We start from the raw sequence: 26,725 nt of genomic DNA on the forward strand, positions 1-26,725 counted from the left end.
CAATCCTTTATTACCAGCTGATCAGGTAGTTTGAAATCAGGTTATCGATAAGCTCTTTACCATCAATAGGTTCGCTTGAGAAAAATTTGTCATCGACACTCAGAAGTGTAATGCCGTGAACACCTGACCATAATACTCGACTCGCTTGTAATACTTCAGATTCAGTACGATGGGGAGCGATTTGTGCCAATAAGGATTCCAACATTCCTGTCATACCATCGATGCGCTTCGCGTGCCACTCTGGAAGCTCAGCACCATTCATGTTGTGCTCAAATACCAGTTGCCAACGGTAAGGGTGTTTTTGCGCAAAGTCATGGTAGCAGTATGCCAGTTCAAAAAGTGCTTGATGAGCATCCTTACTGTTTTTGGTCGCGGTTACTGCTTCTTGTTGCAACTCATCCAATGTCTGTGCAACGGCATGTAAAAGCAATAGGTTATAGTTGCCAAAGATATTAACGAGAGTACTTGGCACGTAACCTATCATATTAGCGATCTTGCGAAGGCTCAGGTCGTGGTAAGAGTTTTCGTCTAAAAAGTCTTTGACTGTGGTAAGAGTCAAATTGACTAACTCTTCTCTAGTGTGATCGTTTCTGCGCGCCATAATTTAAAACTACTTATTGAACAACGTTCAATATGATAGTCAGCTACTGATTGACCGTCAATAACGCAAACAAGTCAGAAACCTGTGGGTTGGCAATATTCTGATACATGTCTTCTATTACGGATTGTTTCATTGTTGAATCCGACGGAGTATGATGGACACATCTCATATTTAGCGTGCTACTGATATTAGATGCTCGTTCATTTCACTATCATGCAGCGCGATTAAGTACATATCGTCAATTTTAAGGATAACGATGAAACGTTTATTTTCGATTGTCGCCCTACTGATGTTTACTGTTGCTGTAACGCCTATCGCGGAAGCGAAAAAGTTCGGTGGTGGTAAGTCTTTCGGTAAGAGTTATAAAACAGCCCCTGCTCCTAAACAGCAGCAACAAAACACAAACACCATTGGTAAAGAACAAGGTGCTAAATCATCAAGCAAAAAAGGTTTGATGGGCGGCTTACTTGGTGGTCTTCTTGCTGGTGGTTTGTTAGCAGCATTCTTTGGTGGTGCATTCGAAGGTATCCAATTTATGGATATCCTAATCATCGGTTTGATTGCATTTGTTATCTTCAAATTGATGCGTGGCATGCTTGGCGCTAAACAGGGCAGTATGAATCAGCATCGTCAACAGCCAGCATTTGGCGGTAATGCTTCTAAGTTCGAGCAACCAAACATGCAGAATTTTGAGCAACAGCCAAATACAAACGCTGGTGGTTTTGGCGGTTTCGGTGCTCAAACTGACATCCCACATAACTACCCACCGGGTTTTGACCAAGCTGCATTTATCAATGGCTCTCGTGAGCACTACCGCATCTTGCAAGGCGCATGGAACCATAACCAACTTCACACGATTGAAGAGTATGTTTCACCAAGCCTATTTGAAGATTTGAAAGCAGAGCGTGCGAAGCTAGATGGCGAGCAACACACCGATGTGATGTATGTAGATGCTGAAATCGTTCGCGCTGACTACGATGCAAGTAAAGCACAGCTTAGTCTGCAGTTCAGTGGTCGCTACCGTGATGCAGCAGAAGGCATTGAAGAAGATATCGAAGATATCTGGCACCTAGAGCGCGACCTAACGGTACCAAACGCACCTTGGTTGATTGTCGGTATTCAAGGTTAATCACCAGCAGCGTTCAATTTAGTCTTAGTAAAATCCCGCTTTCGAGCGGGTTTTTTTATGTCTGGAAATCAGAGAATCGAAACCTATCGATATAATTTCGAGTGGTTAAAGTCGAGCAAATAGGATCCTTACAAGGGAAACGATGAGTCACACATAGGGAATGGTGAAGATAGAGCTAATGAGATGATCTATGGCTTGATTCCATTGACCTAAAATACTTTGATTCCCTCTCAAGCAGAGCTAGTTAAAAGTATCTAGGTGTCGTACTACTTAACGAAAGATCACTAAAAATCGCGCTATGAGTGAGACTAGATTTAGCCAGATAGTGGGGTTGTCATTGAAAATTGATAGGTATAGAACGAAAAAAGCCAGCTCAATGAGCTGGCTTTTTCAATATGGTGGAGGGGGACGGATTCGAACCATCGAAGGCAGTGCCGGCAGATTTACAGTCTGCTCCCTTTGGCCACTCGGGAACCCCTCCAGGGTGTTTTTCATACTACAAAGAGTATGCTTGAAAATTAGTTTCCCAACCTAGCTTCCAAGTTGTTCTCATGTTTAAAGGAAAAACATAAGAAAGAATATGGTGGAGGGGGACGGATTCGAACCATCGAAGGCAGTGCCGGCAGATTTACAGTCTGCTCCCTTTGGCCACTCGGGAACCCCTCCAGGGTGTTTTCATACTACAAAGAGCATGCTTGAAAATTAGTTTCCCAACCTAGCTTCCAAGTTGTTCTTATGTTCAAAGGAAAAACATAAGAAAGAATATGGTGGAGGGGGACGGATTCGAACCATCGAAGGCAGTGCCGGCAGATTTACAGTCTGCTCCCTTTGGCCACTCGGGAACCCCTCCAGAGTATTTTTATACTTAAGAATGTTTTCCCAACACATCTCTCAAGTGCGGAGCGCATCATAGCAAACTCGCTCAAGCTGTAAAGCGTTTTTCTTACGTTTTTAAGTTGAATGCTGCCTTTTTGGGCAAAGATGGTAGAAAGTCAGCGTTTTGTATGTCGTTTATACAAAAGAGAAACTGACTTTTTACTTGAATTTACACTACTTGACGTTAGGCGTCGTATCAACTGATAAACTGTAATCAGTTTAATGACATAAGTTTATCTGTTTAGTAGTCAAAATTATGAGTATGAGAGCCACTTTATCCGTTCTAACGCTTTCTATTTTAATGGCATCACCTGCGGCTTTTGCTGCAAAACGTGGTCCATCGACGGTTACGGTCGTAACTGAACAAGTAGAGACGCATCAAATCAACCAATCTCTATCATTGATTGGTAAGCTAGAAGCTGCCCAATCAGTGATTGTTGCTTCTGAAGTTGCTGGCAAGGTAAAAGATATCCCCGTAAAAGCCAATCAAAACGTTCAACAAGATCAGCTGCTCATTCTACTAAATGATGACAAAGCGCAAGCAGCATTAGTAGAAGCAAAAGCTTACCTAAAAGATGAACAGCGTAAGTTAAAAGAGTTTCAGCGTTTGGTGAAACGTAATGCCATTACTCAAACGGAAATTGATGCGCAAAAAGCAAGCGTAGAGATTGCGGAAGCGCGTCTAGATGCAGCAAAAGCTAACCTAGCGGATCTTAATATCAGTGCACCTTTTGCCGGTACGGTTGGTTTTATCGATTTTAGTCGAGGAAAAATGGTCAGTGCAGGCTCTGAGTTGCTGACGTTAGATGACTTGTCCGTAATGGAGCTGGATCTGCAAGTACCTGAGCGTTACCTATCGATGTTATCTGTTGGTATGGAGGTTCACGCGACGACCAGCGCTTGGAACGGTGTTGATTTTGTCGGTAAAGTCACAGGCATCGATACTCGTATCAGTGCAGAAACGTTGAACTTACGTATTCGTATTGAATTCGACAACCCAGAAAACCATCTGAAGCCGGGCATGCTTATGAATGCGTCTTTGGCATTCCCTGCGATTGAAGCACCAATTATCCCAGTTCAAGCGCTGGAATATTCCGGAACGAAGCGTTTTGTGTATGTTATTGATGAAGACAACAAAGCGAAGCGTCAAGAAGTGTTCTTGGGGGCGCGTGTCGATAATGAAGTGGTGATTGAATCTGGTGTAGAGATTGGCGACAAGATTGTCGTGCAAGGTATTGTGAACATGCGCGATGGCGTCGAAGTGAAAGAAATCATCGCACCAGGAAAAGCGAAAACTGCGAATGCAACCAGTGAGCAGGGCGCGCAAGACGAAGCGGCTAAGGAAGCAAATTAATGTTACTTTCTGACGTTTCCGTAAAACGCCCTGTTGCGGCGCTGGTATTAAGCATGCTGCTATGTGTATTCGGCTTTGTGTCGTTTACCAAACTTGCAGTGCGTGAAATGCCAGATATCGAAAGTCCAGTTGTATCGATCAGCACTCGTTATGAAGGCGCTTCTGCAACCATCATTGAAAGCCAAATTACTTCGGTACTGGAAGATCAACTTTCGGGCATCAGTGGAATTGATGAAATTAGCTCCACTACGCGCAACAGCATGTCGCGTATCACCATCACTTTTGAATTGGGTTATGACCTTAATACCGGCGTAAGTGATGTTCGTGATGCGGTAGCTCGAGCACAGCGTTCGTTGCCAGATGAAGCTGATGATCCTGTTGTTTACAAAAACAATGGTTCTGGTGAAGCTTCTCTCTATATTAACCTCAGCTCATCAGAGATGGACCGCACACAATTGACGGATTATGCCGAACGTGTGCTTATGGACCGTTTCAGTTTGATCTCGGGTGTTAGTTCTATCGATCTGTCTGGTGGTTTGTACAAAGTGATGTACGTGAAACTCAAACCAGATCTGATGGCAGGGCGTTCGGTTACTGCCTCTGATATTACAGCAGCGCTTCGTAGTGAAAACTTAGAAAGTCCGGGTGGTGAAGTTCGAAACGATTCGACAGTGATGTCAGTGCGAACTGCCCGTACATACAACACGCCAGAAGATTTCCAATACCTTGTGGTGAAACGTGCAAGTGACAACACGCCTATTTACCTAAAAGACGTGGCTGATGTGTTCATCGGTGCAGAAAACGAAAACTCGACCTTTAAGAGTGATGGTGTTGTGAACATCAGTTTGGGGGTGGTGCCTCAATCAGATGCGAACCCTTTAGAAGTTGCGCAGGCTGTGCGTTCTGAAGTGGATAAAATCCAGAAGTTTTTGCCAGATGGGACTCGTCTAGCTATTGATTATGATGCCACTGTCTTTATCGAACGTTCGATCGATGAGGTCTACAGTACACTCTTTATTACGGGTGGTCTGGTAATTCTGGTTTTGTACATCTTTATCGGTCAAGCACGAGCAACGTTGATTCCTGCGGTGACGGTACCAGTGTCACTGATTTCATCATTCATCGCTGCCTACTATTTTGGTTTCTCTATTAACCTCATTACTTTGATGGCGTTGATCCTGTCTATTGGTCTAGTTGTGGACGATGCAATCGTAGTAGTAGAGAACATCTTCCACCATATTGAACGTGGTGAATCACCATTATTGGCGGCTTACAAAGGTACGCGTGAAGTAGGTTTTGCTGTTATCGCCACAACGTTAGTTCTTGTGATGGTATTCCTGCCGATCTCCTTTATGGATGGCATGGTCGGTTTGCTGTTTACTGAATTCTCAGTTTTGTTGGCAATGTCGGTGATCTTCTCGTCCTTAATTGCTTTGACGCTTACTCCTGTTTTAGGCAGTCAAATTCTAAAAGCGAACGTGAAACCAAACCGATTTAATCAAGCCGTTGATAAGCTGTTTGCGAAATTGGAAGCAGCTTATCGTAAAGCGCTGCGCGGTGCGTTGAAAGTTCGTTGGGCTGCACCTTTGGTTATTATCGCGTGTATGGGTGGCAGTTACTTCTTGATGAATCAAGTGCCAGCACAGTTAACTCCGCAAGAGGACCGAGGCGTGATCTTTGCCTTTGTTCGTGGTGCTGATGCAACTTCCTATAACCGTATGTCAGCCAACATGGACATTGTAGAAGATCGCTTAATGCCGTTACTGGGGCAAGGATTCTTGAAATCGTTCAGTATCCAAACACCAGCATTCGGTGGTCAAGCGGGTGACCAAACGGGTTTCGTTATCATGATTCTGGAAGACTGGAACGAACGTGATGTCACTGCTCAAGATGCGTTGAATCAAGTTCGCAAATCACTGGCAGGTATTCCTGACGTTCGTGTCTTCCCATTCATGCCGGGTTTCCGTGGTGGATCGAGCGAACCAGTGCAGTTTGTCTTGGGCGGATCGGACTACGATGAGCTATTAGTCTGGGCAGAAATGCTCAAGAACAAAGCTGAAGAATCACCAATGATGGAAGGCGCTGAAATCGATTATTCAGAGAAAACGCCAGAGCTATTGGTGTCTGTCGACAAACGCCGCGCGGCTGAACTTGGCGTGAGTGTTCAAGACATTTCTGAAACTCTGGAAATCATGCTTGGTGGTAAAAGTGAAACGACTTATGTTGACCGTGGTGAAGAATATGATGTTTACCTTCGAGGTGATGAAAATAGCTTCAATAACGCGGCTGACTTAAGCCAGATTTACTTGCGCACTACCAGCGGTGAGCTAGTGACTTTAGATACGGTGACTAAGGTAGAAGAAGTGGCTGCATCGATTCGTTTGTCCCACTATAACAAACAGAAATCTATCACCATTACTGCCAATTTATCAGAAGGCTACACCTTAGGTGAGGCGCTTGATTTCTTAGACCAAGAAGCGATTGATAACCTGCCGGGTGATATTTCAGTGAGCTATTCTGGTGAATCAAAGGACTTCAAAGAGAACCAAGCCAGTGTTGCAGTTGTATTTGCCTTGGCATTGTTAGTTGCATATCTTGTATTGGCGGCGCAGTTCGAAAGCTTCGTCAACCCTCTAGTGGTAATGTTCACTGTGCCGATGGGGGTCTTTGGTGGCTTCCTTGGTTTGGTAGTGATGAGCCAAGGGATGAACATCTACAGTCAGATCGGCATGATCATGTTGATCGGTATGGTAACTAAGAACGGTATCTTGATCGTTGAGTTTGCTAATCAGTTACGTGACCGTGGCATTGAATTTGAAAAAGCGATTACTGATGCGGCAGCTCGTCGTCTACGTCCGATCATGATGACTGCATTCACAACACTTGCCGGTGCGATTCCTTTGATCATGTCGACAGGCGCGGGTTATGAAAGCCGTGTGGCTGTCGGTACGGTTATCTTCTTCGGTATGGGCTTTGCGACATTAGTGACACTGTTTGTTATCCCTGCGATGTACCGATTGATCTCTGCGAAGACACGTTCACCTGGTCATGTAGAGGCTGAGTTGAACAAAGCGCTAAGCCACGACACAAAAGGACGTATTGCTCATCCATAAGGTGTTACCGCTAAGACGTTGAATATAAAAGCCGAACAATTTTCGTTCGGTTTTTTTATATTTTTCGCTTGGCTATTTATAGATCTAATGATAATTATTGGTTATTATTTCGCCACTTCTTCGAGGGGCACAGGACTCGCTCATCGTGTTTGACCGAATGATGGGTCTTGGCAGGCAATGTATCTGAGGATTAATACTTTGGCTGGCGTTACTATTGAGGTGTTCCCTTGAAAAAATTCCGTGGCAGTTACATGGTTGAGATGGTTTTAGTTGCTGGTGCAATGGCGCTATTAGCGACAACTGCGTTACCGCAGTTAACAGGCGCGATTCAAGATCGCCAAGAAAACATTTTGACCTCATTGGATGCGGGTCAAGGCAGTAGTCATGTGAAGCAAGACACCGCTGGTCAGTTTTCTGAACAATAAGTTGCTTGGTGACTCCGTGCTATAAATTCAAAAAAGCCGAGGTAATGACCTCGGTTTTTTTGTCTTCAATTCTGAACGTAATATAAGCTTGGGAAAGTCTGATTAAAAGCGTTTACCTAAGCTTACTTGGACACCTTCATAGCTGTCATAAAAGTTATCAAAGCCCATATCTGCCACATTGTAGATGTACTCAGCACGAAGCCAAATATCTTTACTCATGTCCCAGTGAATACCTGCACCAACGTTGAATAGCGCGCCAGAGTCATCGGTGACTTTTTGAACATCAGGAATGTACATTTCTGCTTGAGTACCCAATGCGGTCACGCGACCAAATAGTGACAATGGTGTATCACCCAAGTTATCGCTTGTTAGTACGGCTGACATACCTGCTTGGTAGTAATGAAGGTCTAAATCTGTCTTAAGAGAATCATTCTTAAGTTCATTTTGTGAATAACGCAACACACCCTCAAACGCAAGGTATTGGTTTACGTTGTAGCCCCAGCCAATTGTAATATGAGGTGTTGACCAACCACTGTCTCGATCAGAACCAAACTCCGGCGTGTCGAAGCCCACATTACCAGTTCCAAGGTACAAATAAGATTGGTGAGTTTGTTCTTGAGTAGCGAGAGTTGGCAGACTCATGGTCAATGCAGATAATAATAGGATGGCGTTTTTCATAACTTGGCGATAACCTTTGTGAAAGACCGTTTTTAGAATTAGTATTAATTTAATCAATAAGATAACTGGCGGTTATCATATCAGTCTTTTGGGTGAGTGCGTGATTTTACAAGGAAATTTGTTGTAATGACGCAAATTTTAGACTCATCACGCTCACTCATTTCTATGCTATGAACTGCGAGATAAATAAAAGGAAAGTAAAGTGGCTGAATTCAAGTACAAAAATCTAACCCAAGAAGAGCAAGACAAGCTTGATGCAGCGACATTTCGTCGCCTGTTGGCTCACTTGGATGAAAATAAAGACGTGCAAAACATTGATCTCATGATCCTTGCTGGTTTCTGCCGCAATTGCTTTAGCAAATGGTATAAAGCAGAAGCTGAAGAACTAGGTGCGGATATCGATATCGATGATGCTCGTGAGCGTGTCTATGGCATGACTTACGATGAATGGAAACAGAACCACCAACCTAAAGCAACGCCAGAGCAATTGGCTGCATTTGAAGCACGCCAGAAGAAGTGATTTTTCTGTATTAAGCAGATAAAAAAATAGCCCGCTGATTGAGCGGGCTGTTTCTTTATTTGGCGTCTGAGTTTTACTCAGTGATTGGACCGCAACATGCTGGTTCAACGCAACCTTTTGACTGAATAATTTCAAGCTGTGCTAGGTAAGGTTGAATGTCACCGATGTTTTCTTTTACCCAATCCGTGTTGTAGTAAGTGTCTAGGTAACGTTCACCAGAGTCACACAGAAGCGTTACGATAGAGCCAGTCTCACCCCGTTGTTTCATCTCACATGCAAGCTGAAGAACACCATATAGGTTGGTGCCTGTCGACGCGCCAACTTTACGACCAATTAAGCCAGACAGCCAATGTGCTGTTGCTACGCTTGCTGCATCAGGAATTTTGCGCATTTCGTCTACCACACCTGCGATAAAGCTAGGCTCTACTCGTGGACGACCGATACCTTCAATCTTGCTGCCGTTTTCGCCTTTAATCTCTGCGTTGCCAGACTGGAAGTAGTCATAGAATACCGAGTTATCTGGATCAACCACACACAGTTTTGTGTCGTATTTTTGGTAACGAATAAAGCGACCAATGGTTGCCGACGTACCACCTGTACCTGGGCTCATTACAACCCAACTTGGGATTGGATGATCTTCCAACTCCATTTGGCTAAAAATAGAGTTCGCAATATTGTTATTACCACGCCAGTCAGTTGCGCGCTCAGCGTAAGTAAATTGGTCCATGTAGTGACCGTTTAGCTCTTTCGCTAGTCGACGAGACTCATCGTAAATTTGGTCTGAACGGTCAACAAGGTGCGCTTTGCCGCCGTAGAATTCGATTTGTTCAATTTTCTTGCGTGCCGTCGTTTTTGGCATCACCGCAATAAATGGTAAGCCAAGAAGACGAGCGAAGTACGCTTCAGAAACCGCTGTACTGCCTGATGATGCTTCGATCACCGTGGTTTCTGGACCAACCCAACCATTACAAATCGCGTAAAGGAACAGCGAGCGTGCCAAGCGGTGCTTTAGTGAGCCTGTCGGGTGGGTGCTTTCATCTTTTAAGTAGATATCGATGCCTTCCAAAGAAGGTAGATCTAACTTGAATAAGTGGGTATCTGCTGAGCGTTGAAAGTCTGCTTCGATTTTGCGTACAGCATTGTTGATCCAGTTGTGGTCAGTACACATAACATGACTCCTCGAAATTCTGTAGGGTAGTTGTTTTTGTCTATAGGGATAATCTACCTATAACTGCAGAGAAAAACTTTGCTATTATTGTTCTGTTATTTATCAAAAGTAGAAAAATTTTCTGCATTAAAGGGTTTTTATAGTAATGGGCTTAGATAAAATCGATAAGCAGTTGCTTTCTTTCCTCCAAAATGATGGAACCTTGTCATTAAATGACTTAGCTGAGCGAGTTAATCTGACGACCACGCCTTGCTGGAAGCGTTTAAAAAAGCTAGAAGATGAAGGCTATATTGAAAAGCGTGTCGCGCTACTGAGCGCGGAGAAGTTAGATTTATCCTTCATTGCGTTTGTGCAGCTCAAAACCAGTGATCACTCAGAAGGGTGGTATAACCATTTTGTGACGACCGTAAGTGATTTCCCTGAAGTGATGGAGTTCTATCGTATGGCAGGAGAATACGACTATATGATGAAAGTGGTCGTCAAAGACATGAAGTGTTTTGATGAGTTCTATAAACGATTGGTGAACAGTGTAAAAGGTTTATCCAACGTAACATCAACCTTTGCTATGGAACCGATAAAGTACACTACTGAGCTACCAATTTATGGCGTTTAATTTCTCTTTCACATCTCCGTGAGCGCCTTTTTAGGGCTCACTTCTTTTACCTCTTACAATTATTAGCACCTCAAAGTGTGATTTGGTGCTTATATTTTAACCTGTTGAAAACCCAATATTTATTATCGCTAATTTAATAACTTAACGTAAGGTAAACGTTTGCTTGTCTTTTATTTTTGCAAGTTTTCGAAAATTGTCGGCAATTTATGGATCTTATGAATGTATTTCGGGGTTGATAGGTATGAAATTAATCCCAAATGGGGGTGGTGATGAATAAAACATCGTATTATTATCGCGCCACATTCCTGATGTAAGAAATTATTACAAAAAATGAAAAAATATTATTTTCTCTTGTTTTTCGCTGTTGTTATTGCAGGTTGCGGTGGTGGGGGCGGTGATTCCAAACCCGATAATTCAAACTCTTCAACTCAAACGACCAAGCAAAGCCGTGCTCAGTTAAAGGTAGAAGACACAACGCTTGCCTTTGATGGCGTTGGTCACGTTCTTAATACAACGATGAGCAATGTGCAGGGCACGATCACATACCAAATTCTCTCTTCAACACCTTCTAATGTGGTCCAAATTGATGAATCTGGGCAATTGCAGATTCTGCGCCCTGGCATCGCGAAGGTAAAAGCGACGGATAACAGCTCGATTTATGAGTCTTCTGAGGCAGAGTTCACTGTGACAGTGAGCAAAGGCACTAACCCCGATTTAGTGGTCAACGAACTCAATTTGAACGCATTGAATAAAGACGGTGAGTTATTGGTTGTTCGTGGTCAACGAGGCCAAATAAGCTTTGAAGTGGTTGATGGTGATGAGCACTTGGTTCGCGTAAACCAAAATGGTCGCGTGTATGCTATTGGAGCGCAAGGTCAGGCGCGAATCCGTATTCACGATACGGGAGATGATTATTACCAAGCGCGCGATATTTATGCCAATGTCCATGTTTTCCAAGTTGGTGCTGAACAATTACAGTTTGCGCCTCTAAGCCCTGTTTATAGGGACGGTTTAACGCTAGAACCAGTTCGACTGGATGACGTTGAAACTGAGAGTCTTACGTTTAAGCTTGCTGACAGTAACGTCCAATCCGATGTTGTTGAAATTCTTGATAAGAACACCGGTTTACTGTTGATTCATAACGCAGGGCAGGTCGAAATAGAGGCGACGGCAACATACAGCCAAGGTTTTGTTCAGCAGCAACAAACAGCCCGTTTTGTGGTGAACGTTGCCAAAGGTAAGCGTCAGCCGCTCAACTCTATCAATATCGCTGCAAACTACAGTACTAACCAATCGCTGTATCCTCTCGTTAGCAATGCAAAGGGCGACTACTATTTTGATGTGGCTGAAGGGCAAGATGTTGTTCGTGTATCCCCAAATGGAGACGCTCTGATCATACAAGGTGTCGGTCAAGCAAAAATCGACATTATTGAGCGAGAAATACGCAATTTTCCTAATACGCAAACTCAAATCACGGTTGATATTGCTCCAGCACCGCACCCAGACATGGAAGATGTTGCAATTGCTCTCACTTATCAAGATGAGTTAACAGTTCCACTGCAGTTTGCTGGTCAGAAAGGCAAACTCAGTTTAGTTGATTCTATTCCTGAAGGGCTGCAAATTGCTGCCGGTAAAATCTATGTAAATAGAGCAGGCAGCTATACGCTGCGCTTTGAAGATGATGGTGGTGAGTATTATCAATCGACTCAGTTTGATGTCGTTCTTAATGTCGCCAAGGCTCAAGGCTCAGCAATGCCTGTGAAAGACTATGAGGTTGTATACAGCACAAATCATCAGTTCCAGTTATTACGTGATTTTGAGTTGCTCGCTTCTGGCGATGGAATTGAAGTTCTCGACAATACCCAGCCGAGTGTTGCTGATGCCATCGCGAATGGTCTGGTTCACGTGTATAAAGCGGGTGTGACAACCTTAACGTTACGTCGTAAAGAGAGTCAGAACTATACCGCGGGACCAGAGCAAACGGTAACCTTCACCATATTGAGTGCACCGAGTCGAATCCAGATTAGCTCTGATGTCGAAGTTAATTGGAACGCGCTTAAACCATCGGTAGCCAAACCGACAATTTCAGGAGTGGTTGGTCAGGTCAGCTATGCGTTTGCTGAAGGTTCAGAAACCGATGTGGTTTCATTAGACCCTAACTCAGGTGAAATGCGAATTCTGAATGCTGGCAGCACAAGAATTGTCGTGTCTGATGTGGGCAATGAGCAATACTCCGCTGGACAAGCAAGCTTTGCTGTTACCGTTAAACCGATTGAGAGCCGTGCGACTATTACCTATCCACAAGCGACATATGGTTCTGGTGACAAGTTAAAACCTAATTTAAACGGTGATGGTGTCAAAGCTGAATATCGCTTGATCAACCAATCAGATCCGTCTGTAAAAATGGCTTCAAACAATGGCGAGTTAACGATACTGCATGCTGGAGATTACACGGTTGAAGCCACGCTGACAGGACGTAACTACCTAACTAAAAAGGTCAGCTATCAGGGGAAAATAGGCAAAGCCGATCACCCTGGTTTATCTGTACTTCGCCAAGAGGTAGAGTTTGAACCCTTCAAAGAAGTGGTGCTAGATTTTGGTCGAGCAATTGGCGAGCGCAGTTACGTACTACACAACACCAGACGCGAAAATATAGCGTCACTAGATCCTTCACGCGGTGTTATCACCTTAAAAGGTTATGATTCTAGTAGCGCTGTGCAAATTAATATTGCTGAGAAAGAAACCCGCGATTACAAAGAGATGAGTGACACTCCGGTAACAGTAGCACTCAACCTCTCTGCTTCTGGTGTGGCGGATAAGTACACACATTTAACAGGTGGTCAAACGGTCGTTGGTAGTGAATTGAATGCACAACAATTCGCTAATTTAAAAGAAAGTGAATTTGGTATTATGGGAGCGAGCTTCTTACGAGAGCCTACAGATACTGAATTGGTTGAGAATGGCGAAGGTAAAGTTGCCCTGTTGCTGATGAGACCAACAGATAATGATGACCCAATGGCAGTGCGAGCTGTGTGGATGCATATTGCTCGTTTTGATGGCTGTCGTGCTGCATTATTGGATCCTAATGATCCTCGCCCATTTTTAGCGATCGACTATTCAGCGGAAGGTTATTGTAAAACCGGTGCAACCTTTCGTATGACTCGTTATTTGGTTATTGATGACAGCAAGCTTGAAAAAGGAACCAAATACGAGATAGTCAGCCCATTGATTCAGTACCGACGTGGACATCGCGAGTTTCTGGCCACTAAGAAAGGGGGGCAATACGCGGAACCAGGTGTGATTTATCATAAAGGTGAGTACGGCCCTCCAGACAGCTTGTACGAGTGGTCTGTTGTTACTTTTGAATATCAAAAAAACTAACTGACATAAAAAGGAGTGCATAAGCACTCCTTTTTTAGTCCCAATTTGTGAGAAGAGCTATTTGGTAAAGCGCATCACACCTTCTTGAACGGCCGTTGCAACAAGATGACCTTGTTGGTTGTAGATTTCCCCACGAACTAGACCGCGAGTGTTACTGGCGGTTGGACTTTCAATTACATACAGCAACCACTCATCCATCTTAAACGGGCGGTGGAACCAGATAGAGTGATCGATGGTTGCCACTTGGAAGTTCGGAGTCATCAATGACACTTCGTGTGGATGAAGTGCCGTTGTTAGGAAGCCCCAATCCGACGCGTAAGCTAGGAGATATTGGTGAATCAGTTGGTTCTCTGGCATTTCTCCATTGGCGCGAATCCATAGGTACTGTTTCGCTTCAGTTTTCTTAGGTTTCAATGGGTTTACGATGTTGACTGGGCGAGTCTCGATAGGTTTTTCGCCACAGAATGTTTTGCGTAAACGCTCGGGTAAGAACTCTGCAATATGGCTGGCAAGCTCAGTTTCCGAAGGGAAATTCTCCGGTCCAGGAATATCTGGCATGGTGTTTTGATGATCAAAACCAGGAGCATCGCCATGATAAGACGCCGTTAGATAGAAAATAGGACGACCATTTTGAATCGCTTTGACTCGACGAGTACTAAAGCTGCGCCCGTCACGTAGGTTCTCTACGTCATAGATGATTGGTTTCTCTGGATCGCCAGGATAGAGGAAATAACTGTGAAACGAGTGCACTGTGCGTGCGTCCTCTACAGTGTAACGTGCAGCAGATAATGCCTGTCCAATAACCTGGCCACCGTAAACTTGAGGTAAACCTAGGTTCTCGCTTTGACCACGGAACAAGCCTTCTTCTAGTTTTTCGAGTTGTAGTAGGCTGAGCAATTCTCTTAGTGGTTTACTCATGATGTCTCCTCACCTTGTTTTTATTGCTGCTTCAATTATGAAACAAAATCAACTGTTTGATAATTTCTAACTTAGTCAAACTATTGTCAAATAGATAAGCGTACAGCAGACAGTTTAATAATCTCCCTCTATACTTAGCGCGAATTGATACACCCGTTGAGGAAACTATGAAAAAAACACTACTACTTGTTACTTCTTTACTATTCGGTGCTGCACTAGTGGGTTGCCAAACTTCTCAAACAACAGAAATGGAATCAGCTGAGGCGTCTATGAAGACAATTACAGGTACAGTGGCTTATCGCGAGCGTATTGCACTGCCTCCGCACGCAGTCGTTACGGTTGCGCTAGAAGATGTTTCTCTTGCGGATGCCCCAGCTAAAGTACTAGCGAAACAAACATTCGAGACAGAAGGTAAACAAGTACCTTTGGCATTTGAACTGAGCTACAACAGCAACGATATCAAACCAAACCACCGTTACAGCCTACGTGCTCGTATCGAAGTGGATGGTAAATTGCGCTTTATTAATGACACAAGCATTCCTGTCATTACAGATGCAGAACAAACGCACCAAGCAAACATTCGTCTTGTTGGTACTCGTTAATCGTTAGCCCAACTGATTGTTAAAATGGCAGCCATTAAGGCTGCCATTTGTATTTTCTGAGCGAGACTTTTCCAATCTCAGACACTTCAATTCCCTCAGCTTCAAGCTTTTGCTTTTGTCTTTCCAGATCGCGACCTTTCAACGAAATCTTCCCCTGACTATTTATGACACGAAACCATGGCAGTTTACTGCCTTCGGGTAGATTACCTAACGCTTTACCAACATGCCTTGCATAGCCCGGATAGCCAGCCATTTTGGCAATTTCACCATAAGTAGAAACACGTCCGGTGGGAATTTGGTGAATTACAGCAAAGATTTGCATTAAAAATTGGTCCATACTGAAAGTGTCCATTGTTGTTTACCAAGGAATGGTAATACACAAGACTTGTACTTCGCTATCAGTTCTTGCTCCTTAACATCATTTGTCGCTCATCTCTCTTCACCGCCTTTTATTGTTTCTTTTGTGAGCTGCAAGTGATCTCTCAGAGTAAGTTGGAAATACAAAAACAAGCTTATGCTTAGTTTACATATAGACCCGCTCAACGACTTTTAATGCCCAGTTTGACATGCCGTTGAGTTACCAAGTTGGTTGGGGAAGCCAGGAGGCGCTATGATTTTTTCGACACTTCAATTTCTTATTACGACTCTTCTTGCCGTGGTGTGTGCTCGTGCCATCAGTTTGAGCGAAGGAGAGATCCCCGTTCTCGCCTTAATGATTCCCGCACTGTGGATATTGCCACAAGGAGGAATTGCCGGTTTGATTCTGCTCGGTGCCATGACCGTTTATGGTGTCACTCTGTCGATGCAGCCGATTGCATTGTCAGTGGGCGTTTTGATCCTATTCCCACTATTAATGGTCGTGTTCTCACGTCGTAGTTCACTAGGCGTATTGCTTACCGCTGGTCTGATTGTATTGACCTTACAAGTAGGCATTATGGTGACACAACAAGCCGGGAAGCTTGATGGCTCTGCGTGGTTGACAGTGGTACAAACCTTATCAGTGATAGTCATGTGGTGGGCAGCAAATCATTGGAAACCTTCAGAAAAACACAGTTGGTGGTCATTGCTGTTGTTGCTGCCACTGTGGTTAGCTGATTTGCCTTATGCTGTGCTTGTCGCACTAAGTATTACGGGAATTCTGGCTTCTATGGAGGCGTTAACTAAGATTCGAAATTCGATGCGTTGGGGTAAGTTGCTCTGCTGGACTTTGCCGACCGTAGGGTTCGCTGCATTAGTCGTTAGCCCAAACATTGAAGTACCAAACCCTGTCTTTGTTGTTTGGATTTGTTTGCTCGGAACGGCTTGGATGACGGACTACATCTTACGTAGTAGCGATGAGCAGGCAGAGTTATGAAATAGTTGTAGTCGCTCTGGGTAAATAGTGACCCGTGCGGCAGACTCTTGATTTGTTTATGAAATAATAGGCCGAATGTTATATGTTCGGCCTTTCATATTTATTGTGCATTTAATAATAAAAATTCAATCCTACCTTCAATATGTATGAAGGGTCCTTTTAGAAACGTTTGTCATGGTTAAAGTAGTTCAAAGGCTGTTGGTTTTTGCTTGCTTTCTATTGAGTTTGAGCCTCAAAGCAGAACCGGAACAAGCCCCTAATTATAAGGTAGCGACAGAGGCGGATGATGTCGTTACTCGCGTGTTATTTGACGCAGTAGCAGAACATTTTGGTGTTTCGATCCAGTACGTGAATTACTCGAGTTTCGACGCTATTTTGGATTCTGTTGCGAACGGTGAGAGCGACTTTGCTGCGAATATCACCTACACCTCAGAACGTGCACTGAAGTTCAGTTATTCACGTCCAACTAACATTGAATATACTTATCTGTATGGTTTGAATGACGCGACCTTAGGTGAAGCGAGTGTTGTTGGGGTACCAAAAGACACCATCTATGCAGAGCTTATTCAACAAAACTACCCTGAGTTGCTTCAAGTTCCTTATCAAGGGCATGAAGAAGCGGTGGCACTGCTACGTTCTGGTCAAGTTGATGGGGTAGTAGATGCTATCAATCAACTCAAACCTATGTTGCTAGAAGGCTTTGATGCCAAACTTCTTAATGACCAAATCTCCATCAAGCCTGTTTCTATTGTTAGCCAGAAAGGATCACATCTTGATGAGTTGTCGACGTTTGCCAATTTTATTCACGATGAATCGGTACAAAAGCATTTACGCGAACAAGTTGCGCTATATCAGTTTGAACTTCGACAGACAGCATTGCGTGAATCTATCAAACGACTGCCAATCGATTTAGAGCAGCCTCTTACTATCAAGTTTGAATCCATCTTTCCTTACGTGGTTTATAAAGAGGACGGCTCTATCGAAGGGATGACAGCAGACGTCGTAATGAAAAGCTGTAAAATTTTGGCTTTGAATTGTGTGGTTATCAGCAAGCCTGATGAAAGTTGGGAGTCCATGTACGCCCAATTTATCCAAGGTGAATTCGATTTATTAGCGCCACTGACCATCAGTCGAGAACGACGTGCTTTCAGTTACTTCCCTCAACCTCATTACCAACCAACGTCGGTTATGGTGAAACGCTTGGGCTACAAGCCCAACGTATATTCCCATGTTTCTCAGCTTATTTCTGAACGTATTGGTGTGGTAAAAGATGACTTTTTTGATCAAATGCTTACCCAAATGCTGCCATTAAAGGAACTAAAGCGATTTGATTCTCAGCAAGCAACATTAGATGCCTTGTTAGCCAGAGAGATTGATTACATTGCGATGGACACCGCTATGCTGAATCATTTCTTACGTTTGAGTGAGTTAATTCCAATCGAACAAGACGATGCGATTGGTGAGTTTTACGAATCGGAATTGTCGATAGGGTTAACAACCAATCAGCGTGGTGAAATTCTCGCCCCATACTTTAGTCGAGCAATCTCCATGCTAGATTTGGAGAAAATTGTTGCTCAGTATGACTTAAGACCAGATTGGCGAACCGCCTTAGAATATGAAGTTCGTTTGGCGACGCAGACTCAAGCTGTGTTTGTTTTTGTGCTGGTGTTTGCGGTTGGTGTCAGCTTGTACCTATATCGTCAATCAAACACTGACAACTTGACTGGATTGAGAAATCGACGCTCGTTACAACTTAAGTACCGACAGGGTGTACCAAAGGATCTTGCGGTCTTATATCTCGATATTAACCACTTCAAGCAAATCAACGATACGTTTGGACATCGAGCAGGAGATAAAGTGTTGCAATTGCTGTCGCTCAAAATACATCGTGTGTGGGCGGGTAGAAGTTATCGGATTGGTGGTGATGAGTTTATTTTGCTTGGCTATCCTACTGAGGTTCAGTTAAGTCGAGCGGTTGAAGAACTGAGTTCACTGGATGTCAAAGACGAACAATCTGATGGTTTGAATGTGGTAACCATTTCTGTGGGTGTTTCCGCCAAGCGAGAGCGAAGCGTTAGTCTTGAGCAAGCGCTGCATTTAGCAGATGAAGATATGTATTCGAGCAAACAAGCTTCCCGGAATTGTAATGAAGCAAACCCTTGTATGGTTTAGCTTTAATAGACTGAATTGACCGAGTTTTGTCCAAACGGAAGTGAAAAGGACAAATTCGTCGCTTTAGCCCTTGCAATCCGAGAGGCGATGCTGAATAATCCTCACATCATTTGAGACAAGCTCTCAAAGCAAGAATTATGGGGCTCTGGTCCTCTCGCAACAATAGCTCGTGAACTCGGTCAGGTCCGGAAGGAAGCAGCCGCAGCGTGTGACTTGTGTGCCGGGATGTGGCTGGGGTCCCACCCTTTAAAAGCCTCGCTTATACAGCGGGGCTTTTTCGTTTTTATCTTCTGCACTTTAGAGCCATTCAATACCCTGATTTCTGTACCTATACCCAAGTTGCTTCAGTGACACGCTCCCGATGGGCGAGTTGCCTTGGTTCGCATGCTTCGTTAACAATTTTCGATTTAGAACCACTAGATCTTCAAACTGTTGCCTCGCCTTCAAACCAAGTCATTCTCGCGGAACCAAGCATCTCGAGGTTACTTGGGTATACATGGACGAGCTTCATTCTATGGTAAGGAATCTAAAGTCGCGCTTTTACCCGCGTTATTCATTTTTCCCAGAATATGCTCAGAAAATAAATATTCATTACCGATGAATGCAAGTCTTTATATTCTTACAGTGCTCGCATCATTATTTTCTGTTAGCAATTCTTTTATCTTCTCGTTCCTGTTTATTCGAATAGTTTGTCTGCTTGTTAGATTTGTTAGCAATCTTTAAGAAAATTAATCTGTAGAAAAATTACACTTTTCGGGAAATATGAAGTGTATTTTCCGTCTATTCGGGGTCTTATTCATGATCTTTTACACTTGTTTTATTTTTTGTATGACAAAATAAAATTGAGATTGATTGGGGTCAAAGATTCGTCCGCATTCGCCTTTTTCGGGGCTGAAAGTTAATTACAAGTATTCATTGGTTCGGGTAGGTTATTTTTACTCGCTGACATAACACTGAATAGATTCTTGATAAATATTCAAAATGAAAATAAACGGTGCAAAGGTGACGAGCGAGGTGATTTAACTCAATTCTATTCAGCGAATGCTTTTTATCAGTTTGAAATTGTACTGATGTCGCTTGAATGCTTTTTGGAGACCCCCATGACTAAAAAGTGGTTTACTGAGTCGGTTGAAGAAACACTGACTCAATTTAATGTATCAACTGAGCAAGGTCTGACTTCGGAAGAAGTAGAACAGCGTCAGGCTGAACACGGCAAAAATGAGCTACAAGAGCAAGAAGGCAAATCTGCGCTTGAGCTATTTCTACACCAATTTAAGAACCCATTGATCTTCATTCTGGGTATTGGTGCGATTGTTTCCTTCTTCACTGGTCACCTAGTTGATGCGATTGCCATCACTGTGATCATCTTCATCAATGCCATCATTGCATTTTGGCAAGAGTTTAAAGCTCAGAAGGGCATGGAAGCACTGCGAGAAATGGCAGCCCCAACCGCACAAGTTCGTCGCAATGGAGAATGGGTTGATGTCTTGGCGCGTGACATTGTGCCAGGCGATATCCTAAAGATTAATACGGGTGACATCCTCGCAGCGGACGTGCGTATCATCGAAGCGAACCGTCTCGCAGTAGATGAGGCTGCGCTTACTGGTGAGTCTGAGCCGGTTGATAAAATCGTCAAGGTGATTGAAGACGAAACCGTTGGTCTTGGTGATCAGCGTAATATGGGCTTTATGACCACGATTGTGACGACAGGTACAGGCTTAGGTGTAGTAGTCAGCACAGGCATGAAGACGGAAGTCGGTCATATTGCGGATATGATGGCAAACACCGAAGAAACCAAAACACCAATGCAAGAACGTATGGATACCATCGCGAAGACCTTGATGGTTGCGGCTTTGGGTGTGGTTGCTGTGGTTTGTGGTATCGGTCTTTACCATGGTATGCCTTGGCTCGAAATCCTCAACACGGGTATTTCTCTATCGGTAGCAGCAATTCCAGAAGGTCTACCAACGGTTATTTCAATTGTGTTGACCATGGGCTCAACACGTATGGTGAAGAACAACGCATTGGCGAAGCAGCTTTCTGCGATTGAAACGCTCGGTTCAACCACGGTTATCTGTTCGGATAAAACCGGTACGCTGACACAAAACCAAATGCAGGTAATGAAAGCGTACGATGCAAGTGGTCGTTACTGGGAAGTGTCGGGCAAAGGCTTTAGCCCTGAGGGGGAATTCAAACCTCTAGGTCATACGGTTGATGCAAAGCAAAGCCCAGAAATGATGAAAGGCTTGGTAGTTGCGACCCTGTGTAATGATGCGGAATACATCAAAGATGGTGATAATTCGTCAGTGCGTGGTAACCCAACCGAGGGTGCACTGATTGTTGCCGCGGCAAAAGCGGGTCTGGAACAATCAGACATGCTATCAACAGGCGGTTACTCTATCGTCGAGAAGTTCCCATTCGACTCTGCACGTAAGATGGCGTCAGTGATTGTTAAAGGACCTGATGGTAAGCACTTCCTCGCTATCAAAGGTGCGCCAGATGTGGTGTTGCGTAATGCCTCTGGTTTTATGGTTGATGGTGGTGAGCTACCAACAGCTCCAACCATGTCGACAGGTAGCCTTGCGTTAGCGGCAAGTCCAGCAGAAGAGGTCATCGCGAATTATGAAGCGGCAATTCAGGACTTCGCAGAGCAAGCGCTTCGTACTTTGGCGGTGGGTTACAAAGAGCTGACAGAGGATGACCTAAAGCGTGATCCTGCTGAGCTAGAGAAAGATGTGACCGTGCTTGGTTTGTATGGAATCATGGACCCACCGCGTCCAGAGGTTCGAGATGCAGTAGAGAGTTGTTACAACGCTGGCGTTCGCACGGTAATGATCACGGGTGACCATGCACTCACTGCAGCGGCAATTGCACGCGAAATCGGCATTATCCGCAGTGAAAAAGACTTGGTTATAACGGGAGCACAACTGGATGAAATGGACGATGAGGCATTGCGTAAGATTTGCCCGGAAGTGGCAGTCTTTGCCCGCGTGACGCCAGAACACAAGCTGCGTATTGTTCAAGCTCAGCAACACAATAATGAAGTGGCAGCGATGACGGGTGATGGCGTTAATGACGCACCTGCCCTTCGTCGAGCTGACATTGGTGTTGCGATGGGTATTACCGGTACTTCGGTGGCCAAAGATTCAGGCGATTTGATCCTTCTGGATGACAACTTCAGTACGATCGTGAAAGCCGTGCGCCAAGGACGTCAGATCTTCGATAACTTGCGTAAGTTCATTCGCCAAGCACTGACAGCGAACGTGGGTGAAGTGTCGGTTATCTTATTTGCTTTCTTGATGATGGGACCTGAGGCGATTCTACCACTCACGCCATTGATGATTCTTTGGATTAACCTAGTCTCTGACGGCTTGCCTGCTTTGGCGTTGGGTGTTGAGCCAGAAGAGAAAGACTTGATGGAACGTAAGCCGCGCAAGCGTAACGAAAGTTTCTTCAGCGACCATCTCGGTACACGTATTGTGACGCGTGGTTTAGCATTAGGCGGAATGAGTTATTTGGCGTTCAACTGGGCATTGAGTAGCGGTCAAAGCGCTCAATATGCACAGACAATGGCATTCGCAATGTTGATTTTTGCCCAGTTATGGCACTTGTTTGATTCGCGTACGTTTAACTCGCTATATCGTAAGAACCCATTCACCAACAAATACCTACTGGGGGCAGTCGCAGTATCAGCAATGCTGTCTCTTGGCGTTATTTACACGAGTCTTGGTCAGCTTATCTTTAATACCGAGGCGCTGAGTGCTGGTCACCTATTTGGTGTGATATTAGTGTCTTCACTGCCAACGTTCATTTTGTCTGGTATCAAAGAGATGACGAAAACCAAAGTCGTTTAAGTATGGTGATGTCGATTCTTGCAGTATAGGGAAGTGACAGAGACCTAAAGGCCGCCGAGAGTGATAGCTTGGCGGGCTTTTCTTTTCTCTCAAGCAAGGCATCTCTTTAGCTGTGCGAAGGTTTACTCTATAATCCCCCCGTTTTCATCTGGTACTTCACCAACTTTCATCTGGGATATTTTCATGATTTCAAAAAACCAACTAAAACTGCTGCGTGCTTTAGGTCAAAAGAAGCAGCGTAAAGCGCACGGCTTATTTCTGGTTCAAGGTGAAAAGAACGTACTGGAGTTAGCGAACAGCTCGCTCACGGTAAAGCAGATTTTTGCGACTGCTGAGTTTCTAGAGCAGCACAGCCAAGAACTAAACGGTTTCGAATGTATTGAAGCGTCACTTGATGACTTAACCAAGGCAAGTACCCTGGTCAGCAATAACGCAGCCATTGCTGTGGTTGAAATTCCAAACGTAACAGTGCCTCAGGCAAAAGGCTTGATGATCGCATTGGATGGCGTTTCTGATCCGGGCAACCTAGGTACGATTATTCGCGTAGCAGACTGGTACGGTATCAAGCACATCATCGCGAGCACAGATTGTGCCGATCCATACAACCCAAAAACCATCAGCGCAACCATGGGTAGCTTTGGTCGTGTGCAAGTTAGCCTAGTGGATTTACCAAGCTACTTAGAAGAGGCAAACTTGCCAGTATATGGCGCTTTCCTTGAAGGCGAGAGTGTGCACAAGACAGAATTCTCAGCAGACGGTATTTTGTTGATGGGCAGCGAATCTCATGGTGTGCGTGAAGCGGCGTCTAAATTTGTGACTGACAAGATTACTATTCCAGCATTTGGTGGTGCTGAGTCGCTAAACGTGGCAATGGCGACAGGTATTATTCTCGACAACATGCGTCGTCAACACAGCTAATCGCATCAACAAATCATAGATACAAAAAAAGCGTAACGAGCCAGACTTTTTCAAGTTGAGGTTCATTACGCTTTTTTCGTTTTAATGCGCTTATTTTTCTAGCATGTCCAACTTGTTTGGCACGCCGTTCCACTTTTCTGCTTCATCCATTGCTGGCTTCACTTCAGTTTGTACCGGCCAGATTTCCGCAAGCTCTGCGTTGAGCTCTTTGTAGATCACTTGATCTTCTGGTAGCTCGTCTTCTTGGAAGATGGCGGCTGCGGCACATTCATCCACGCACAAGCCACAATCGATGCATTCAATCGGGTTGATTACCATAAAGTTTGGACCTTCGTGGAAGGCATCAGCAGGGCATACCGCGACACAGTCAGTGTATTTACATTGGATACAGTTATCGGTTACGACAAACGCCATGATAATCAGCTCTTAAGTTAGTCAAAATTGAAGAATGGGGATAATACTCATCCCAAGGCAAAATTCAACATTCGCTACATTAATTCCGCCGCGCAACTTGGATTTAGTATGACAGACAATTCAATTTCTCGTAAAATGCGCGCCATTGTGAGCTGACTGCTTTTTCACCCTTGATATTAACGAGGAGAAAATAGCAGTTCTGGCTAAGACACCTACCATAACGAGACATCACATGATTCGTATTAATGAAATTAAACTTCCTCTTGATCACGAGGAAGGCGCGCTATTGGACGCGATTACTAAAAAGCTTGGCATTGCTGCTGAGAAAGTTATCTCTTTTAATGTCTTTAGACGCGGCTACGATGCTCGTAAGAAAACCAATATTCATCTTATCTACACGCTAGACATCATCGTTGAAGGTGATGAAGAAGCGTTGCTAGCGAAATTTGAAAAAGACCCACATGTTCGCCAAACACCTGACATGGAATACAAGTTCGTGGCGAAAGCACCTGAGAACCTAACTGAGCGCCCAGTGGTGATCGGTTTCGGTCCTTGTGGTCTTTTTGCGGGTTTGGTTTTGGCTCAAATGGGCTTTAACCCAATCATCGTTGAGCGTGGTAAAGAAGTACGTGAGCGCACTAAAGACACGTTTGGCTTCTGGCGCAAGCGTACACTTAACCCAGAATCGAACGTACAGTTTGGTGAGGGCGGTGCAGGTACTTTCTCTGATGGTAAACTTTACAGCCAAGTGAAAGATCCAAATTTCTACGGTCGCAAAGTGATCACTGAGTTTGTTGAAGCTGGAGCCCCAGAAGAAATTCTATACGTAAGTAAGCCGCACATCGGTACCTTTAAACTGGTTACCATGATCGAGAAGATGCGCGCGAAAATCATCGAGCTAGGTGGTGAGATCCGCTTTAGCACTCGTGTTGACGATCTGCATATGGAAGATGGTCAAATCACAGGCGTAACGCTATCAAACGGTGAAGAGATCAAATCTCGTCACGTAGTACTAGCGGTAGGTCATAGTGCTCGTGATACCTTTGAAATGCTGCACGACCGTGGCGTTTACATGGAAGCGAAACCATTCTCTGTTGGTTTCCGTATCGAGCATAAACAGTCGATGATCGACGAAGCGCGTTTTGGTCCAAACGCAGGTCACCCAATTCTTGGTGCTGCAGACTACAAACTGGTTCACCACTGTAAGAATGGTCGTACGGTTTACAGCTTCTGTATGTGCCCTGGTGGTACGGTAGTTGCGGCAACTTCTGAAGAAGGTCGTGTAGTAACGAACGGCATGAGCCAGTACTCTCGTGCGGAGCGTAACGCGAACAGCGCAATCGTCGTCGGTATCTCACCAGAGGTAGATTACCCAGGCGATCCACTAGCAGGCATCCGTTTCCAACGTGAACTGGAATCGGGCGCTTACACACTCGGTGGTGAGAACTACGACGCACCAGCACAGAAAATTGGTGACTTCCTGAAAGGTCGCGATCCAAGCGCACTGGGTGATGTTGAGCCATCGTTCACTCCGGGCATCAAATTGACTGACCTGTCAAAAGCGCTACCTGCATTTGCTATTGAAGCGATTCGTGAAGCGATTCCAGCATTCGATCGTAAGATCAAAGGTTTTGCATCAGAAGATGGTTTGCTTACAGGTGTTGAAACACGTACGTCTTCTCCAGTTTGCATCAAGCGTGGCAAAGACTTCCAGAGCATTAACTTAAAAGGTTTCTTCCCTGCGGGTGAAGGTGCCGGTTATGCTGGTGGTATTCTTTCTGCGGGTATTGATGGCATCAAAGTGGCGGAAGCCGTAGCGCGTGACATCGTAGCTTCACTGGAAAATGCATAATTTAATCGCGTGATATAACGTCGAAAGCCAGCCCGATCATAGGCTGGCTTTTTTGTCTTTGCTGCATAGCTAGTTATTTCTCATTTAAATTTCTGAACGACTGGTTACTTATCCAACCTCTTCTCATGCTTTATATTCTCATGGTTATTCATCGAGCTGAGGGCGGTGTTGATGGTATATAAATATGCAACTGAGCATCTATTGTTTTGTCTTATGTATTGATTCGATTAGAGATCGATAGACTAAATCTATGGATAAAATTGCTAATTTCCATTTAGTAAAATCAAGAAATTAGACGACACTTATCTTAAAGGCAGCAAAAATGTGCCGCTAAGGAGATAAGAATGCACTCACTAAAAGTTAAAGATTACATGACGTTACAGGCAGTGACATTCACCAAGAACATGTCGTTGACGGCGGCTTTGGACAAGGTGATGCAAAGTGTTACTCTAGGTGGACCTGTTATCGACGAAAACGAGAAAGTCATTGGATTCCTTTCTGAACAAGACCTTTTGGACAAACTCGTTAAAGCCAGTTATCACTGTCAGGACACGCACACAGTAGAAGAGTGTATGCATGATGATGTTTTGTCTGTATCGCCGGATATGTCGATCATTGAGTTGGCCGACATGATGAAAATAGGCAAGCCAAAAATGTACCCTGTGGTAGATGATAAAGAGAAACTCGTCGGTGTGATTACAAGACGCGATGTGCTGAGAGCGATAGGAAAAACGCTGAACGAATGTTTCAAACACCCCGTTTAATTACAAAACAATAAGTATG

The 26,725-nt window shown here is 44.3% G+C and carries 20 protein-coding genes, 3 tRNA genes and 1 other RNA gene; 15 read left to right on the forward strand and 9 right to left on the reverse strand.

Annotated features, from left to right (window positions below; all coding sequences use genetic code 11):
- Positions 1–10 precede the first annotated feature (10 nt).
- A complete protein-coding gene (locus OH463_RS00775) occupies positions 11–601 on the reverse strand; it encodes a TetR/AcrR family transcriptional regulator (protein ID WP_005446609.1) in 591 nt (196 codons plus the stop codon).
- Positions 602–857: 256 nt separating this feature from the next.
- Between OH463_RS00775 and OH463_RS00780 the strand changes: the two genes are divergently transcribed.
- Positions 858–1,730 carry a Tim44 domain-containing protein gene (locus tag OH463_RS00780; protein WP_005446611.1) on the forward strand — a complete coding sequence of 291 codons (873 nt, stop codon included), beginning with the start codon at positions 858–860 and terminating at the stop codon, positions 1,728–1,730.
- 396 nt (positions 1,731–2,126) lie between these two features.
- Here OH463_RS00780 and OH463_RS00785 read toward each other — a convergent pair.
- The 3 genes from OH463_RS00785 to OH463_RS00795 all read right to left on the reverse strand — a co-directional run bounded on the left by OH463_RS00785 (position 2,127) and on the right by OH463_RS00795 (position 2,580).
- Positions 2,127–2,211, reverse strand: a tRNA-Tyr gene (locus tag OH463_RS00785).
- 100 nt (positions 2,212–2,311) lie between these two features.
- Positions 2,312–2,396: transfer RNA gene (locus tag OH463_RS00790), tRNA-Tyr, on the reverse strand.
- A 99-nt stretch (positions 2,397–2,495) separates the two neighbouring features.
- Positions 2,496–2,580: transfer RNA gene (locus OH463_RS00795), tRNA-Tyr, on the reverse strand.
- Positions 2,581–2,862: 282 nt separating this feature from the next.
- Between OH463_RS00795 and OH463_RS00800 the strand changes: the two genes are divergently transcribed.
- The 3 genes from OH463_RS00800 (at position 2,863) to OH463_RS00810 (ending at position 7,498) form a co-directional block, all read left to right on the forward strand.
- Positions 2,863–3,960, forward strand: a complete 1,098-nt coding sequence (locus OH463_RS00800) for an efflux RND transporter periplasmic adaptor subunit (protein ID WP_053052826.1) — start codon at positions 2,863–2,865, stop codon at positions 3,958–3,960.
- Positions 3,960–7,073 (forward strand): multidrug efflux RND transporter permease subunit VmeF, encoded by a 3,114-nt coding sequence (vmeF, locus tag OH463_RS00805; protein ID WP_269990299.1) that lies wholly within the window; start codon positions 3,960–3,962, stop codon positions 7,071–7,073. Before OH463_RS00800 ends, vmeF begins: the two co-directional genes overlap by 1 nt.
- A gap of 227 nt (positions 7,074–7,300) precedes the next feature.
- Positions 7,301–7,498 (forward strand): type II secretion system protein, encoded by a 198-nt coding sequence (locus tag OH463_RS00810; protein WP_009698330.1) that lies wholly within the window; start codon positions 7,301–7,303, stop codon positions 7,496–7,498.
- A gap of 102 nt (positions 7,499–7,600) precedes the next feature.
- Here OH463_RS00810 and OH463_RS00815 read toward each other — a convergent pair whose 3' ends face one another.
- Positions 7,601–8,176: a porin family protein gene (locus OH463_RS00815; RefSeq protein WP_101961153.1), complete on the reverse strand. Its 576-nt coding sequence runs from the start codon at positions 8,174–8,176 to the stop codon at positions 7,601–7,603.
- Positions 8,177–8,378: 202 nt separating this feature from the next.
- On the opposite strand from OH463_RS00815, the gene OH463_RS00820 reads away from it, so the two are divergent.
- Positions 8,379–8,696, forward strand: coding sequence for a DUF1244 domain-containing protein (locus tag OH463_RS00820; RefSeq protein ID WP_005446621.1), 318 nt, complete (start codon positions 8,379–8,381; stop codon positions 8,694–8,696).
- A gap of 73 nt (positions 8,697–8,769) precedes the next feature.
- Here the strand turns inward: OH463_RS00820 and OH463_RS00825 are convergent, their stop codons facing one another.
- Positions 8,770–9,864 (reverse strand): PLP-dependent cysteine synthase family protein, encoded by a 1,095-nt coding sequence (locus OH463_RS00825; protein ID WP_009698329.1) that lies wholly within the window; start codon positions 9,862–9,864, stop codon positions 8,770–8,772.
- 145 nt (positions 9,865–10,009) lie between these two features.
- On the opposite strand from OH463_RS00825, the gene OH463_RS00830 reads away from it, so the two are divergent.
- Together OH463_RS00830 and OH463_RS00835 are read left to right on the forward strand one after the other, a co-directional pair.
- Entirely contained in the window at positions 10,010–10,477 is a 468-nt protein-coding gene (locus OH463_RS00830) for an Lrp/AsnC family transcriptional regulator (protein ID WP_017188345.1), read from the forward strand.
- 330 nt (positions 10,478–10,807) lie between these two features.
- Positions 10,808–13,858 (forward strand): cadherin repeat domain-containing protein, encoded by a 3,051-nt coding sequence (locus OH463_RS00835; RefSeq protein WP_269990300.1) that lies wholly within the window; start codon positions 10,808–10,810, stop codon positions 13,856–13,858.
- 57 nt (positions 13,859–13,915) lie between these two features.
- On the opposite strand, the gene tesB is transcribed toward OH463_RS00835, so the two are convergent.
- Positions 13,916–14,776, reverse strand: coding sequence for an acyl-CoA thioesterase II (gene tesB / locus OH463_RS00840; protein WP_005446627.1), 861 nt, complete (start codon positions 14,774–14,776; stop codon positions 13,916–13,918).
- A 167-nt stretch (positions 14,777–14,943) separates the two neighbouring features.
- On the opposite strand from tesB, the gene OH463_RS00845 reads away from it, so the two are divergent.
- Positions 14,944–15,378, forward strand: coding sequence for a YbaY family lipoprotein (locus tag OH463_RS00845; RefSeq protein ID WP_005446628.1), 435 nt, complete (start codon positions 14,944–14,946; stop codon positions 15,376–15,378).
- A 34-nt stretch (positions 15,379–15,412) separates the two neighbouring features.
- Here the strand turns inward: OH463_RS00845 and OH463_RS00850 are convergent, their stop codons facing one another.
- Entirely contained in the window at positions 15,413–15,715 is a 303-nt protein-coding gene (locus OH463_RS00850; RefSeq protein WP_005446629.1) for a DNA base-flipping protein, read from the reverse strand.
- A gap of 273 nt (positions 15,716–15,988) precedes the next feature.
- Here OH463_RS00850 and OH463_RS00855 point away from each other — a divergent pair, with 273 nt between their 5' ends.
- The 5 genes from OH463_RS00855 (at position 15,989) to OH463_RS00875 (ending at position 23,676) form a co-directional block, all read left to right on the forward strand.
- On the forward strand, positions 15,989–16,732 hold the full coding sequence (locus OH463_RS00855; protein WP_005446632.1) for a hypothetical protein: 744 nt from the start codon (positions 15,989–15,991) through the stop codon (positions 16,730–16,732).
- A 174-nt stretch (positions 16,733–16,906) separates the two neighbouring features.
- Positions 16,907–18,904 (forward strand): GGDEF domain-containing protein, encoded by a 1,998-nt coding sequence (locus tag OH463_RS00860; RefSeq protein ID WP_009698326.1) that lies wholly within the window; start codon positions 16,907–16,909, stop codon positions 18,902–18,904.
- 143 nt (positions 18,905–19,047) lie between these two features.
- Positions 19,048–19,144, forward strand: an RNA gene (ffs, locus tag OH463_RS00865) — signal recognition particle sRNA small type.
- Positions 19,145–20,004: 860 nt separating this feature from the next.
- Entirely contained in the window at positions 20,005–22,758 is a 2,754-nt protein-coding gene (locus OH463_RS00870; protein ID WP_047513164.1) for a cation-translocating P-type ATPase, read from the forward strand.
- Between the two features lie 183 nt (positions 22,759–22,941).
- A complete protein-coding gene (locus tag OH463_RS00875) occupies positions 22,942–23,676 on the forward strand; it encodes an RNA methyltransferase (protein WP_050921139.1) in 735 nt (244 codons plus the stop codon).
- 90 nt (positions 23,677–23,766) lie between these two features.
- On the opposite strand, the gene fdxA is transcribed toward OH463_RS00875, so the two are convergent.
- Entirely contained in the window at positions 23,767–24,090 is a 324-nt protein-coding gene (fdxA, locus tag OH463_RS00880) for a ferredoxin FdxA (RefSeq protein WP_005431654.1), read from the reverse strand.
- A gap of 232 nt (positions 24,091–24,322) precedes the next feature.
- Between fdxA and OH463_RS00885 the strand changes: the two genes are divergently transcribed.
- Both OH463_RS00885 and OH463_RS00890 read left to right on the forward strand, forming a co-directional pair.
- Positions 24,323–25,942 (forward strand): NAD(P)/FAD-dependent oxidoreductase, encoded by a 1,620-nt coding sequence (locus OH463_RS00885; protein WP_005446641.1) that lies wholly within the window; start codon positions 24,323–24,325, stop codon positions 25,940–25,942.
- A 344-nt stretch (positions 25,943–26,286) separates the two neighbouring features.
- Positions 26,287–26,706, forward strand: a complete 420-nt coding sequence (locus OH463_RS00890; protein ID WP_005446643.1) for a CBS domain-containing protein — start codon at positions 26,287–26,289, stop codon at positions 26,704–26,706.
- Positions 26,707–26,725: the final 19 nt, after the last annotated feature.

Origin of the sequence: Vibrio sp. NFR (genome assembly GCF_027587095.1) — a bacterium.
In the GTDB taxonomy this organism is placed as follows: Bacteria; Pseudomonadota; Gammaproteobacteria; order Enterobacterales; family Vibrionaceae; genus Vibrio; species Vibrio harveyi.

Coding starts and splice junctions, on each gene's coding strand:
- OH463_RS00775 (WP_005446609.1), bottom strand. CDS start 601: ATGGCGCGCAGAAACGATCACACTAGAGAAGAGTTAGTCAATTTGACT.
- OH463_RS00780 (WP_005446611.1), top strand. CDS start 858: ATGAAACGTTTATTTTCGATTGTCGCCCTACTGATGTTTACTGTTGCT.
- OH463_RS00800 (WP_053052826.1), top strand. CDS start 2,863: ATGAGTATGAGAGCCACTTTATCCGTTCTAACGCTTTCTATTTTAATG.
- vmeF (WP_269990299.1), top strand. CDS start 3,960: ATGTTACTTTCTGACGTTTCCGTAAAACGCCCTGTTGCGGCGCTGGTA.
- OH463_RS00815 (WP_101961153.1), bottom strand. CDS start 8,176: ATGAAAAACGCCATCCTATTATTATCTGCATTGACCATGAGTCTGCCA.
- OH463_RS00825 (WP_009698329.1), bottom strand. CDS start 9,864: ATGTGTACTGACCACAACTGGATCAACAATGCTGTACGCAAAATCGAA.
- OH463_RS00830 (WP_017188345.1), top strand. CDS start 10,010: ATGGGCTTAGATAAAATCGATAAGCAGTTGCTTTCTTTCCTCCAAAAT.
- OH463_RS00835 (WP_269990300.1), top strand. CDS start 10,808: ATGAAAAAATATTATTTTCTCTTGTTTTTCGCTGTTGTTATTGCAGGT.
- tesB (WP_005446627.1), bottom strand. CDS start 14,776: ATGAGTAAACCACTAAGAGAATTGCTCAGCCTACTACAACTCGAAAAA.
- OH463_RS00845 (WP_005446628.1), top strand. CDS start 14,944: ATGAAAAAAACACTACTACTTGTTACTTCTTTACTATTCGGTGCTGCA.
- OH463_RS00850 (WP_005446629.1), bottom strand. CDS start 15,715: ATGGACCAATTTTTAATGCAAATCTTTGCTGTAATTCACCAAATTCCC.
- OH463_RS00855 (WP_005446632.1), top strand. CDS start 15,989: ATGATTTTTTCGACACTTCAATTTCTTATTACGACTCTTCTTGCCGTG.
- OH463_RS00860 (WP_009698326.1), top strand. CDS start 16,907: ATGGTTAAAGTAGTTCAAAGGCTGTTGGTTTTTGCTTGCTTTCTATTG.
- OH463_RS00870 (WP_047513164.1), top strand. CDS start 20,005: ATGACTAAAAAGTGGTTTACTGAGTCGGTTGAAGAAACACTGACTCAA.
- OH463_RS00875 (WP_050921139.1), top strand. CDS start 22,942: ATGATTTCAAAAAACCAACTAAAACTGCTGCGTGCTTTAGGTCAAAAG.
- fdxA (WP_005431654.1), bottom strand. CDS start 24,090: ATGGCGTTTGTCGTAACCGATAACTGTATCCAATGTAAATACACTGAC.
- OH463_RS00885 (WP_005446641.1), top strand. CDS start 24,323: ATGATTCGTATTAATGAAATTAAACTTCCTCTTGATCACGAGGAAGGC.
- OH463_RS00890 (WP_005446643.1), top strand. CDS start 26,287: ATGCACTCACTAAAAGTTAAAGATTACATGACGTTACAGGCAGTGACA.